Annotated in this window: 5 protein-coding genes; all 5 read left to right on the plus strand. The window is 51.0% G+C overall.

Annotation, left to right across the window (positions count from 1 at the left end):
- Window positions 1-2,420, plus strand: a 2,420-nt coding sequence (locus PHW04_11880) for a hypothetical protein (protein ID MDD2716580.1), incomplete at its 5' end; no start/stop codon positions are given.
- Between the two features lie 137 nt (window positions 2,421-2,557).
- Entirely contained in the window at window positions 2,558-5,332 is a 2,775-nt protein-coding gene (locus tag PHW04_11885; GenBank protein ID MDD2716581.1) for a pilus assembly protein TadG-related protein, read from the plus strand.
- Between the two features lie 339 nt (window positions 5,333-5,671).
- The gene (locus PHW04_11890) at window positions 5,672-8,443 is read left to right on the plus strand and encodes a Tad domain-containing protein (protein MDD2716582.1); all 2,772 of its coding nucleotides are present in this window, start codon (window positions 5,672-5,674) and stop codon (window positions 8,441-8,443) included.
- Window positions 8,444-8,757: 314 nt separating this feature from the next.
- A complete protein-coding gene (locus PHW04_11895; protein ID MDD2716583.1) occupies window positions 8,758-11,511 on the plus strand; it encodes a pilus assembly protein TadG-related protein in 2,754 nt (917 codons plus the stop codon).
- 318 nt (window positions 11,512-11,829) lie between these two features.
- Window positions 11,830-14,604, plus strand: coding sequence for a pilus assembly protein TadG-related protein (locus PHW04_11900; protein ID MDD2716584.1), 2,775 nt, complete (start codon window positions 11,830-11,832; stop codon window positions 14,602-14,604).
- The last annotated feature ends 8 nt before the right edge of the window (window positions 14,605-14,612 follow it).

The raw sequence follows: 14,612 nt of genomic DNA on the forward strand, positions 1-14,612 counted from the left end.
GGTATTCAATCGATGGTATTACCTGGATTGCCACTGCCGCTGCAGCCTGGCCTGCCAGATATGGCCATTCCAGTTTGGTTTACGACAATAAAATGTGGGTGATCGGCGGTTACAGCAGCGGCTATAAAAACGATGTCTGGTATTCCACTGACGGCTCAACCTGGAACAGTGCTGCTACCAGCGCTTCCTGGTCTGCGAGATACTGCCATTCCAGCCTGGTTTATGACGATAAAATGTGGATGATCGGCGGTTACGGCAGCAGTTACTATAATGACATCTGGTATTCATCCGACGGCGTGACCTGGACTCTGGCTGCCGACAATGCGGCCTGGGCTTCAAGATACAGCCAAGTCAGCCTGGTTTATGACGATAAAATGTGGGTGATCGGCGGCTATCACGGCAGCTATTACAATGATGTCTGGTTTACAAGCACTTCTAATCCTGTCTCAACCCCTCTTTACATGACTACCAGCCCGCGGGTGTTCGAAACCCATCCCAACGGGACAGTGGAACTCAGGGATATCAGAAAAACCATCTTCTACAGCAACAATGCCACTCAGGAAGCAAACTCAGTCACTTATTCCGCCATCAGCGGCACAATCAGCGGAACAGTCTACACGGCACCTGCCGCAGCCGGAGCTGACACTCTGGAAATATCCTGCTCTGAAAACGGCAGAACTATCACTGCCCATTTAAAAATATCCATCACCTGCCCGCTCTCTCTGGCTCTCAATCCCCAGACTCTCGGGATACCCACTGGGACAACCTATGAACTTTCAAATGTCAGAAAGACTGTCACTTACAGCAGCAGCACAACTTTGGAAACCAGCGCTGTCAATTACGCCGTTTCCAGGGGATCGGTGAATGGAAGCTTATATACCTCTCCTGAATCGACTGGTACAGACACCATCGAGATCTCATACTCTGAATTCGGCATCTCAGTCAGTGCCCAATTGATCGTGACAGTCAGGGATCCCCTTTCTCTGGCTGCGAATCCGCAGACGCTCGAAATAGGCACAGACAGGACTTACGAACTCTCGGCAGTCAAAAAGACTGTTTATTTCAGCAACAGCACTACCCGGGAAGTGACAAATGTCAGCTGCAATGCTGTCAGAGGTTCCATCAGTGGAACTCTATACTCTGCCCCTGGTTCGATCGGCACTGATACCATCGAGATCTCCTACACTGAATTCGGGAAAAAAGTATCTATAGACTTGATTGTGACAAACAGCCTGGCCTGGATTCAGGCCACAGCGAATGCAGCCTGGGTCGCCAGAGATGCTCATCACAGCGTTGTCTTCAACGGCAGGATGTGGGTGATCGGAGGCTGGGATGATTATTATGCATTGAGAAATGAAGTCTGGTCTTCTGCAGACGGAATCAACTGGCAGCAGGCCACTTCAGAGGCACCCTGCATCGCAAGAGTCTTTCAGAGCAGCCTTGTCTTCAAAGACAAGCTCTGGGTAATGGGCGGCTGCAGTTACGCAAACTCCACCTATACTAATTACAATGATGTCCAGTGCTCCACAGATGGAAAGAACTGGGTTCAGGCTACTGCCAGTGCGGCCTGGAGCCCGAGACGCAGCCAGAGCTGTCTGGTTTATGACAACAGGATGTGGGTGCTCGGCGGTCTGGATAACAATTCAACTTACCAGAACGACGTCTGGTATTCAGATGACGGAATAACCTGGATTCAGGCTACTGCCAGCGCGGCCTGGAGTCCGAGAAGCCGCCAGACCATCCTGGTTTATGACAACAGGATGTGGGTAATCGGCGGATATGCCGCTGCTGCCTCTTATAACGACGCCTGGTATTCGACGGATGGAGTGACCTGGATTCAAGCTACAGCTTCAGCCCCCTGGATTGGCAGAGGTTCCCACACCAGCCTGGTTTATGACGATAAAATGTGGGTGCTCGGCGGTGATAACTCTTATAATGAAAACACAGTGGATTACGACATTAAGGAAAACGATGTCTGGTATTCCACTGACGGCGCAGCCTGGACCCAGGCCAACCTCCATGCTCCCTGGGCTGCCAGATGGTCACAGACCAGCCTGGTTTTTAATGACAAAATGTGGGTGATCGGCGGTTGGGACGGAAGTGACGATCGAGCGGATGTCTGGTCAGCGACCCTTTCCGCACCTGTCAAGACCCCGCTGTATATGACTACCAGCCAGCCGACTCTGGAAGTGCAGGCCGGCGGAAGCTATGACTGCAGCAATCTGCATAAGTGCGTTTATTATTCAGACAACAGTTCGCTCGAAGTGAGCAGTGTCAGTTACAATGCAGTGCTGGGCAGCTTCAATTCCAGCCCCAATTATACAGCACCGGCTGATTTCAGCGTAGATACGATTGAGATTATTTATACTGAAAGCAGCAGAACGATTACCACCCATGTCATGGTCTATAAAACACCTTGAGGAGACTTTTATTGCATCCCACAATCCAGACAGTGCAAAATGCAATCTGCAATCCGTAAATTCCAGTCAACTGCAGGTTTCATGGATTGGTATTACCTTTGCTGTTTAATATATAATTATCCTGTCAAGGAGGAATAATGAAAATAAAATTCTATTTACTGAACAAAAAAGGCGTTTCCATCGTGATTGTGGCCCTGTCCGTCGTTGTGCTCATGGGTATGGCGGCACTGGCGATTGACGTGGGCAATGCCTATATGCAGAAATCCACCCTGGACCAGGCAGCTCAGCTCGCAGCGCTCTCAGCAGCCCAGGCCATGAAAAACAGCAGCGACCCGGCAGTGATCCAGCAGAAAGCGCTGGACGTCTTCGCCCAGAACGGCCTGCCCACCGATCAGGCCGACATCACTGTGAATGTCACGAAAGGCACTGAAACAGCTTTCATTGACGCTCACCTGAATGTGCCGTTTTATTTTGCCAGAGTGCTCGGTTTCAACGATGTCTCGCTCAATTCGCAAGCCCTGGCTGAACTTTGCGCAGACGGCTCGGCTAAGCTGATCAAGGAAAACACTTACGATCTGGTACCCTGGGGTATCCCGCACGGCAGAACTACCTATAACGCTACAGAACAGAAGCTTTACATCGACGGCACTGTGGCAGACAACTGGACCGAAAATTCGAGTTTCCAGTTCTACCAGGGATATGAATACCTGCTCAAACTGGGCCTGGGCCAGCCTGCTGACGCCATCGGCAGAAAAATCCTGATCCCCATGGACAGCACAGGCGACTGCAATCCGGCTGACGCCAATGACCCGATCTGTCCGGAGGTCGGCAGCCACGTGCAGGCTGACTTGATCAAAGCATACGGACTTGTTTACTGGTGCCTGCAGAATAATTACGCGGTGGACTGGCTGCTGGATTACAACGGCGGCTCTTACCTGGTGGATTACAATGACGCGATCCTCTCTGCCACCAGCGCTACCAGCCCCACTGTGAACTTCTCAAGCGTCAGCAAGATCACGCTTTCCGCAGCCCAGGCAGCCACGCTTTCCAACTGGCTAGCAGCAAACAACAGCAGCGAAGGCAGACCATATCAGATCGTGCATGTCACGAATTATCCGCAGGTGGCTGTTTACACGGCCAATGTCTATTCGCCTGCAGATCTCGTGCCCTGGGGTCTGGAAGACCAGGCTGCTGCCTATCCATTCGGCTATGTGGTCGGCAATCAGTACACTCTGAAATACGGCCCTGATCAGAGCCCCGCCAATTACGGACCAGGCAATTTCGGAGCTCTCACCATGGTCGGCAACGGAGCCAATGATTACAGGAACGGCATAGCCAGCGGTGTCCCAAACCCGAACGGCGAGACCTGGTATGTAGGGAAGACGGTCTACACCAAGACAGGCAACATGGCCGGCCCCACCATCCAAGGCTTGTCGGACAGGCTGGCTGCAGGCAAAATCTACTGCAAGGTCCCTGTAGTAGACTCCATGGACATGAATGGTCATAGCTCCACCACTATCAAGGGATTCCTCAATTTCAAGATAAATTCGGTTGACTCCAACGGGAATTTCGTTTACGGCACTCTGGTGGACAAGGTCCCGACAGACCAGCTCTCTTACACAGTCAATGAAGACAGCAACACCGAAGTAGTAGCTAAAGTGCTGAAACAGGCAGGAATACCGTTTTCCTGGATCCACGACGCGGGTGTGATCGACGGCACGATCAACAATTACGACTGGCTCTACACACATCACGAGGATTTCCAGAATAACCTCGTGCCTGCCAAAATCGCCCAGTGGGTTTCTGCAGGACATTACTATTTTGACATGTGCTGGTCAACCGACCGCTTTGACAATGCTCTGGAAGACTATAATCATGACACATTCGGCACAACTACCTCACAGTATATCCCGCGCATGTTCTTCAATTCCTATTCCAGCAAGCAGTATTCGGCCTGCTACCGCTGCAGCAGCAGTTCAGGCAAAGATTGCGACGCCTGCCGCTACTCAGGCTGGGTCTGGGAATGGGTCAAACACACTGATGTCAACACTGACAACAATCCGACCTATTCTCTCAGTCCCAGGGACATCATGCAGACCCAGAATCACGTCACTACCATTCCTGCAGACGGCTCGCTCGGACGCACCAATGCTTTCAAGCTCACAAGCCTGATTTCAGCCCAGAACATCTATGCCAAGGATAATTCAGCTGCAGAGTACAAACTGGGGATCTACGAATATTTCAACTATAGCGGCACAAACTACGCCAAAGCGATGATCAGGGACTACAAGATCAATTCCACTGACCTGGGCGGAGTAGTCTGTTTCATGGGTGGGCATGATCCCTCCAACACTCCGGCTTATCGCCTGATTCTGAATAATGTGATGGCCAGCTCCATTGCGCCGGCAGTCGCGAGGACCAGCCGCACCAATTACGGAGCTCTGGACATGGACAGTTCAGACGACGGCCTTACTGCTGACTCAGGCGAATATCTGGCTAACATCGAATACGGTTACAAGTATTTTCTCGCACCAGGCGCGATCCTGGAAACCCTGCCCTACAACCTGCCTGAACAGACCAACACAGGGGTAGCCTTCAATGTAGGATCAGACGCCAGCACCTGGAACAGCCATGCCACAGACAGCCAGAGAATAGTTTTGGTACCGATCGTGAGCATCAGGAACTCAGACAATTCCCTGACCTGCATCTCTCCTGACAACACTTCTCAAGCTCCCAAGAGCGTCTACGGCATTTATCAGAGAGATAAGGTCAGATTAAAGGGAATCGCCAAGTTCTGGCTGCTGGACGTGACCAAACCCGGCAGTTACGATTCCACACTGGGCCCGATCGAAAACGGTCAGGTGCGGGGAATTTTCCTAGGATATTACATCACGCCTGCGGATGCAAAGTAGGCGATTGTAAACATCAAATAATCAAAAAGGAGCGGCCGCAGGTGCCGCTCTTTTTTGATTCGCCTGGATCATCGAGTGAGGTTTATAGGTTCATATGTTGGTATGTGAGTATGTTTAGAAAGTTTTTCCAAAACCTGCCAACATACTAACTTACTAACTTACCAACTTCTTACAGCGTATTCGCGATTGTTGAATAATTATTCTAATCCCTCTTTGCATCCCACAATCTATGCAATGCAAAATGCAATCTGAAGCTCATGAATCCGTGTCAACAGTCAGTTTCAGGGATTGGCATTCCTTTTGCTTTTCATTATATAATTGACATTTCAAGGAGGAGTGATGAAAATAAAACCCGGCTCGCTGAACAAAAAAGGCGTTTCCATTGTGATCGTAGCCCTGTCCTCAGTTGTGATCATGGGCATGGCTGCCCTGGCAGTCGACGTAGGCAATGCTTATATGCAGAAATCCACCCTGGACCAGGCTGCGCAGCTCGCAGCCCTCTCTGCAGCCCAGGCCATGAAAAACAGCAATGACCAGGCAGTGATCCAGCAGAAAGCGCTGGATGTTTTTGCCCAGAACGGTTTACCCGTTGATCAAGCCCATATGACGGTGAATGTTACGAAAGGCACTGAAACAGCCTTCATCGATGCTCATCTGACTGTACCGTTTTATTTTGCCAGAGTGCTCGGATTCAGCGATGTCACGCTAAATTCCCAGGCACTGGCTGAACTATGCGCAGACGGCTCGGCTAAGCTGATCAAGGAAAACACTTACGATCTGGTTCCCTGGGGAATTCCACATGGGAAGACTACTTACAATTTCAACGAACAGAAACTTTACATCGACGGCACTCTGGCCGACAACTGGTCCGAGAATTCCGGCTTTGCTTTTAATCCAGGCAGCGAATACCTGCTGAAGCTTGGTGAAGGCCCGCTGCCTGACCAGCAGGGCAGGAAATACCTGATCCCGATGGATGGCGGTGAGGATGCGAACCCCAAGGATGCAGTGGACCCGATCTGCCCGGAAGTAGGCAGCCATTCCCAGTCGCAGCTTCTCAAGGCCTATGGCCTGGTCCACTGGTGCCTGCAGCAGCATTACGCGGTAGACTGGCTGCTGGATTACAACGGCGGCTCATACCTGGTGGATTACCATTCAGGCATCGACACGGCAGTCTCAAGTAATGGAGTTTCCTTCTCTTCTGTGAACAAGATCCTGCTGACAGCAGCGCAGGCCAGACAGCTCACGGATTTCCTGGCTGCGAATCAGAACAGTGAAAACAGATCATACACTGTTGTGCACATGACCAGACCCATCAACTACGCAGTATTTACGCCATTCGAATATTCCTGCGGCGACCTGATGCCTTGGGGACTGCAGTATAAAACCAACACCTACCCGTTCGGCTATCAGTTCGGGGCACAGTACACACTTAAATATGGTTCCGGAGCAGGCGAGACAGGTTATGGTGGCGGCAACTGGGGAGCCCTGGCCATGGGAGCGAACGGTGCGAATCAGTATCGCGACAATATCGAATATGGTGTTGACGACATCCTCCATGGTGTGGAGAATCCTAACGGAACAGTCTATTATGTCGGAAGAACCATCGACACTGAGCCGGGCAACATGGTGGGTCCTACCATGCAGGGCCTGACGGATCGTATCACCCAGAACAAACTTTATGTGAAAATCCCTGTGGTCACCACTCTGGACGTGAACGGCCGCAGCGCCACCACCATCATGGGATTCCTCAATTTCAAGCTCAATTCAGTGGACTCTCAGAAAGGGTGGGTCTATGGGACGCTCGTAGATAAAATCCCGGTAGACCAGCTTACGCATACTGTGAATGAAAACGAAAACGAGGTAGTGCCGGCTAAAGTGCTCAAAATGGCCGGAATCCCATACAACTGGATCCACGACGACGGAGTGCTGAACGGGACGATCAATAATTACCAGTGGATCTCCACCAGCCACGACGATTTCTACGACGAAAATGTTGCCGAGAAGATCGCGGAATGGAACGCAGGCGGCCGCTATTTCTTCAATCTCTGCTGGTCAACCCTGAGATTCGAGAACGCGCTCTGCGTATACAACCATAGAAACTTCGGGACAGAAACTCAGAACTACATTCCTGGAGCCTTCTTCCAGACCTACAGCGAACCCCAGTATTCCCACTGCTACCGCTGCAACGCCTCAGGCGCCAACTGCGACGCCTGCCGCTATACAGGCTGGGTCATCGAATATGTCAAGCATGACGACATCAACAATGAATCAGTCGCCAATTACACGCTCTCCCCGCACGATATTTCACTCAACCAGGATCATGTGGCCACAGTCAATGCAGACCCGTCATCCGGGCGGGTTCAGGCCTTCAATGTCAACAAGCTTCTTTCAGACTGCCAGGTCTTTGCGAAGAACAATTCGGCAGCAGGCTACAACCAGGTGATTACCGCTTATTCCAGCTCCTCTGTTGCCAAGGTCGTTTCCAGGACATACAAGATCCATAACACAGATCTGGGCGGAGTGATGACATTCATGGGCGGCCATGATCCGGGCAATGATGCTGGTTACAGACTGATCCTCAACTCCTGCCTGGCCGGCACTCAGACAGCACTCCTCACCACAGTGGCCCGGACAAATTACGGCGCTCTGGACATGGATGCTGCGCTGGAAGCGGGTGATCCGGATGAATACCTTGCCAACATCAAATACGGCTATAAATATCTGCTGACTCCAGGACAGGTCGTGGACACCCTGCCTGGCAATTTCCCTGAGCAGACCAACACTGGAGTGGCTTTCAACATGGGTACAGACGCAGGCACCTGGAACAGCCATGCCACAGACAGCCAGAGAATAGTCCTGGTGCCGATCGTGAGCACGAAAAATTCCGACAATGCTCTGATCTGCACCTCTACTGACAACGTGGCACATCCCCCGGCAGGCATCTACAGCATCTATCAGAGGGACAAGGTCAGGTTGAAGGGCATCGCCAAGTTCTGGCTGCTCGATGTGACACAGCTCAATTCGTATGATGCGACCCTCGGACCCCTGGAAAATGGCCAGGTGCGCGGAATCTTCCTTGGGTATTACATTCCCCCTGCTGATGCGAAATAGACCGACAGATACCGTAGGATTAAGACTGAATTATGGGGTGCCTGCAGCGCCCCTTTTTCCTGCCTGAGATTCTTAGCTTGTTGCTGCCGTTAATTACGATTCTATGCATTCGTGGCAATCATTGCATTTAGCAATCCGAGTTTTGCAAAATGCAATTGTGCGCCTGAAAAATCCTGTCAACAACGCGATTTATGATTGGCATTCCTTTTGCTTAAATTAACAATTGAGTTTGGTAATTTTGATATAAGTATAATTTAACATAAGCCTTCTCTTTGTCCAGACTCAAATTTTGTCATGTGCTGCGGGAAGGCTTTATGAAAATTATAAAACTTTTTTTTCTATCGAATCGAAAAGGCATCTCAACAGCATTAGTGGCTATTTGCAGCCCGCTGCTCTTAGGCATGCTGGCTCTCGCCCTGGATGTAGGCAATGCCTATATGCACAAATCGGCGCTGGACCAGGCTGCGCAGCTGGCAGCCCTCTCAGCTGCCCAGACCATGAAAACCAGCATCGACCAGGAAGTGATCAGGCAGAAAGTTTATGACATCTTCGCCCAGAACGGCCTGCCTACCAATGACAACCTCACCGTCAATGTCACAGAGGGGTCGGAAACAGTTCTGGTAGAAGCACGGATGAAGGCAGGATTTTTCGCCACTCTGTTCGGATTCAGCGACATCACAATCAATTCACAGGCTCTGGCCGAACTCTGCGTTGACGGTACAGCCCGCCTGATCAAGGAAAACACATACGACTTCATGCCTTGGGGCATTCCGCATGCAAAAGCATCTTACAATGCCGAGGAAAAGAAAATGTATCTGGACGGCATACCAGCTGATTCCTGGAACGAAAACTCAGCCTTCGCATTCCAGAAAGGCAGTGAGTATCTGCTGAAACTCGGTTGGGGCCAGCCTGCGGATTCCATCGGCAGGAAAATCCTGATCCCAATGGACAGTACGAACGACTGCATTCCGACTGACGCCGATGACCCGATCTGCCCTGAAGTCGGAAGCCATGTCCAGGCAGACCTGATCAAAGCATACGGCCTTATTTACTGGTGTACGAGAAACAATATCCCGATAGACTGGATCCTGGATTACAACGGCGGTTCTTTCATGGTTGATTACAATCCGGCGATCCTTTCTGCAGTCAGTTCCACAGGCGTAAGCTTCAGCGGGGTCAGCAAGATCGTCTTAACAGGGGATCAGGCAGCTGCTCTTTCCAACTGGCTGGCTACTCACAACAACAGCGAAGGCAGAGTTTACAAGATTGTGCGTGTGAGCATGTATCCCAATATTGCTGTTTTCACAGCCAATGTTTACTCTCCGGCAGATCTGATGCCCTGGGGTGTGCAGACCAACGGCATTAATACCTATCCATTTGGCTATTCACTTGAAATGGACTTTACTCTTCCCTATGCCACCGGGGCAAGCAACTGGGGTGCCCTGGAACTGGGCGGGACAGGAGCTGACCAGTATCGCGACAACATCATGTATGGTGCAGGCAATCCGGACGGCAATAACTGGTATGTGGGAAAGTCGACGTATACCAAAACCGGAAGCATGGCAGGCCCTACCTTGCAAGCCCTGCAGTACCGCATCGACAACAATAAACTATACGTGAAACTCCCTGTGGTCAGCATCCTGGACGTCAACGGCAGAAAAAGTACCATTATCAAAGGATTCCTGAACTTCAAAATCAATGCCACAGACTCAGCCAATGGTACGATCAGCGGCAGATTCGTGGACAAAGTACCCACTGATCAGCTTTCCTACACCACCAACGAAGACATCAACAACACGATCGTGGCCAAAGTACTCATACAGGCAGGAATTCCATTTTTCTGGATCCACGATGCAGGAATACTCGACGGCGACCTCAACAACTTCGACTGGCTCTATTCCCATCACGAGGATTTTCAAAACAACAATATCCCGGCAGCTATTGCCCGCTGGGTATCGAGAGGCCACTATTTTTTCAACATGTGCTGGTCCACTGACCGCTTTGACAATGCTCTGGAAGACTATAACCATGATACCTTCGGCACCGACACATCCCAATACATTCCCCTGATGTTCTTCAAGTCCTGTTCCGCCAAGCAATACTCTGTCTGCTACCGCTGCGGCAACGGCAAAAACTGTGACGCCTGCCGTTATTCAGGCTGGGTCTGGGAGTGGGTCAAGCACGAAGATGTCAACACTGATTATAATCCGTCTTACACCATCAGCCCCAAAGACATCATGCAGACCCAGAATCACGTCTCCTCAATCCCGGCCGACGCCATGATCGGACGCACTCACGCTTTCAAGCTCGGAAGCCTGATCCCTGCCCAGAACTACTACGCTAAAAATAATTCCGCAGCAGACTACAATCGGGGTATTTACGGTTACTTTACATACAGCAGCATAAATTACGCCAAGAATATGATCCGGGATTACAAGATCAATCCCGATGATCTGGGCGGGATAGCCTGTTTCATGGGCGGACATGACCCGGCTTCTGGCAGCATAAATATTCCCGCTTACCGGATGATCCTCAATAATGTAGTCGCCAGTTCCATCTCCCCTGCAACTTTCAAGACCTCCCGCACCAATTACGGCTCATTGGACCTCGATTCAGAGGATGAAGGGCTGGACACTGACAATAATGAATACTTAGCAAGCGTCAAATACGGCTATAAGTATCTGCTCACGCCGAACACGCTGGTGCATACCCTGCCCCTTAACCTGCCGGAAGATACCAATGCCGGGGTATGCTTCAATGTCGGCAATGACGCCAACACCTGGAACAATTACCCGATTGACAGCCCTCGAGTAATCCTGGTGCCGATTGTCAGCACCAGAACAGCGGACAACATGCTTGTCACTACTTTGGACCCAGCCAATGTCGATCAACAACCCAGGAGCATCTACAGCATTTATAAGCGCGATCTGGTCAGGATCAAGGCTGTAGCCAAATTCTGGCTGCTGGACGTGACCAGACCAGGCAGTTACGATTCCACACTGGGCCCGATCGAAAACGGCCAGGTGCGCGGGGTTTTCCTCGGCTACTATATCCCGCCGGCTGACTGAAAGTAGACGATCAAGTAAAACAAGATTGAGACTGAATTACAGGGTGCTTCTTCACCCCTGTTTCCAGCCTGAAACCCTCAATTTAGCGCTATCATTAATTTCGATTCGTGGCAAACGAAGCAATTATTGCATTTCACAATCCAGACTATGCAGAATGCAATGTTGAAGGCTGAAAACTGTGTCAACCGCGGGATTCAGGGATTGGCATTCCTTTTGCTTTTAATTTAACAATTATAGTTTAGCTAATGTGCAGCCACCGCAGGGCACAGACCTTCTGACAGGCCAGACTTGTCCGTTATCATGCATAAGGAGGGGTTCATGAAAATCAAAAGTCCAGATTTTTTGTCGAACAGGAAAGGCATTTCCACGGTTGTGATTGCCCTCCTCTCCCCGTTCCTCCTGGGCATGGTAGCTTTAGCAGTAGATGTGGGCTATGCCTATATGCAGAAATCCACTCTGGACCAGGCTGCTCAACTCGCCGCTCTTTCAGCGGCACAGACCATGAAAACCAGCGATGACCCGGCAGTGATCAGACAGAAAGTGCTGGATGTCTATGCTCAAAATGGGCTGCCTGCAAGCGACAATCTTGTAATAACAGTCACTAAAGGAGCTGAGACAGTCTTCATCGACACAAATCTGAAAATGACTTACAATTTCGCCAAAGTCCTCGGTTTCAACGACGTATTGCTCAGAACCCAGTCCCTGGCGGAACTGTGCGCAGACGGCTCGGCCAGGCTGATCAAGATGAGCACATACGATCTGATGCCTTTCGGAATCCCGCACGGCAGGGCAGCCTTCAGCTGGGACGGAAACACCCTGTACATCGACGGTTCGCTTGCCGAAAGCTGGAACGAAAATTCGTCCTTCAGATTCAATGTCGGCAGCGAGTATCTCCTGAAACTCGGGGAAGGCGCATCTCCGGATCCGCTGGGCAGGAAATACCTGATTCCGATGGACGGCGGCGAAGACGTCACCCCCAAGGACGCCCAAGACCCGGTCTGCCCGGAAATCGGCAGCCACACCCAGGCGCAGCCGCTCAAAGCCTATGGCCTTGTCCACTGGTGCCTGCAGCACAGATACACAGTGGACTGGCTGCTGGACTATAACGGCGGTTCCTATCTGGTGAATTACCATCCTGATATCGATACTGCTGTTTCGACCAATGGGGTCTATTTCTCTGATGTGAGTAAGATTCTACTGACAGCGGAACAGGCTCAGCAACTGATGGACTACCTGGGAGCGAACCAGAACAGCGAAGGGAGAGCATATGGCCTGATTCATCTGACCAAGCCCATGAATTATGCGGTTTACACACCATTCATGTATTCAAACGCGGACCTGATGCCCTGGGGGCTGGTGAACAAAACTGCAGACTATCCCTTCGGTTACCAGTTCAATGTCCAATATACGCTCAAGTACGGTTTTGACGCGAACGTCTCAGGCGACACTGAAGCCAGGTGCGGAGCTCTGGTGATGGGCTCTACAGGAGCCAGCCAGTACAGGAGCAATATCGCCAATGGAGTCAGTAATTTCAAGCAGAACACCGACGGCACGACAGGCGTCCTGTATTATGTGGGAGAAGTCCTTCAGACTGAGCCGAACAACATGCTGAACCCAACCAAGCAGGGCCTGCAGGACCGCCTGGCAGCCGGCAAATTTTATCTGGAACTCCCGGTGGTTACTACTCTGGATACGAACAGCACCGTCGAAACCACGATTGTGGGATTCATCAACTTCATGCTCAGCGGAGTGGATACGGCGCACGGCTATGTGTATGGCCAGTTCGTGGATACCATTCCCAGGGACCAGCTCACCTATACCCTGAACATTGACGAAAATGACGTGATTCCTGCCAAAATGCTGAAAATGGCCGGAATCCCCTATTCCTGGATCCACGATACTGACGTGCTGAACGGCAATATCAGCAATTACCAGTGGATAGCCTGCTCACACACTGATTTCTTCAACGAGAATGTGCCTGAAAAAATCGCGGAATGGGTGGCTGGCGGCCATTACTTTTTCAATCTCTGCTGGTCCACCCTGAGATTTGACAACGCTTTAACTCAATATAACCATAATACCTATGGGAACAATTCACAGAGCTACGTCCCATCCGCCTTTTTTCAGTCCTACAGCACGATCCAGACCTCCAAATGCCCGTTCTGCAAGAATCATCCTGGTTCCTCCTGCGACGCCTGCCGCAACACAGGCTGGGTCCAGGAATACGTCAAATACACGGATGTGGACAACGACGCCCTGAGCAATTACACTCTCTCGCCGCGCGACATACCGCTCAACCAGGACCATGTTACAGTAGTCCCGGCTGACCTGACCGCAGGCAGAGTCCAGTCTTTCAAAACAAGCGGCCTCTTATCATCCTGCCAGGTTTTCGCGAGTAACAATTCACCTGCCTATCGCCAGGTGATCACAGCTTATCCGAGTTCCTCGGTAGCCAAAGTCGTCTCCAGGACTTATAAAATCCATGACTCAGATCCGGGCGGTGTGATGACGTTCATGGGAGGCCATGATCCGGGGAATGCAGCAGGCTACAGGATGATGCTCAATTCCTGCCTGGCCTGCGCAGAGTCCCCGCTCATCAGTGCTGCAATCCGTACTGATTTCGGAGCACTGGACATGGATTCAGTCCTGGAAACAAGTGACCCTGAGGAATATCTCGGCAACGTGAAATACGGCTATAAATACCTGCTGACTCCAGGACAGATCGTGGACACCCTGCCGGGCAATCAGCCTGATAAAACCAATACAGGCGTGTTTTTCAATGTCGGTTCAGATCACCATACCTGGAACAATTATCCGATCGACAGCCAGAGAGTTGTGCTGGTGCCTATTGTAAGCACGAGAACTCCAGACAGTCTGCTGACCTGCATATCTCAGCCGAATATAGACTCCCCGCCGAGAAGCATTTACAGCATCAACCAGAGAGACAAGGTCAGGATCAAGGGAATCGCCAAATTCTGGCTGCTCGATGTGAATCAGTGGAGTTATTATGATATGTACCTGGGTCCCCTGACAAACGGACAGGTGCGTGGAATCTTCCTCGGCTATTTCATTCCGCCTGTAGATGGGAAATAATTTAATGA

This window comes from Candidatus Wallbacteria bacterium, assembly GCA_028687545.1.
In the GTDB taxonomy this organism is placed as follows: domain Bacteria; phylum Muiribacteriota; class JAQTZZ01; order JAQTZZ01; family JAQTZZ01; genus JAQTZZ01.

What these genes read in the sequence shown, in the direction of transcription:
- PHW04_11895 (MDD2716583.1), top strand. Translation starts at nt 8,758, where the DNA reads ATGAAAATTATAAAACTTTTTTTTCTATCGAATCGAAAAGGCATCTCA.
- PHW04_11900 (MDD2716584.1), top strand. Translation starts at nt 11,830, where the DNA reads ATGAAAATCAAAAGTCCAGATTTTTTGTCGAACAGGAAAGGCATTTCC.
- PHW04_11890 (MDD2716582.1), top strand. Translation starts at nt 5,672, where the DNA reads ATGAAAATAAAACCCGGCTCGCTGAACAAAAAAGGCGTTTCCATTGTG.
- PHW04_11885 (MDD2716581.1), top strand. Translation starts at nt 2,558, where the DNA reads ATGAAAATAAAATTCTATTTACTGAACAAAAAAGGCGTTTCCATCGTG.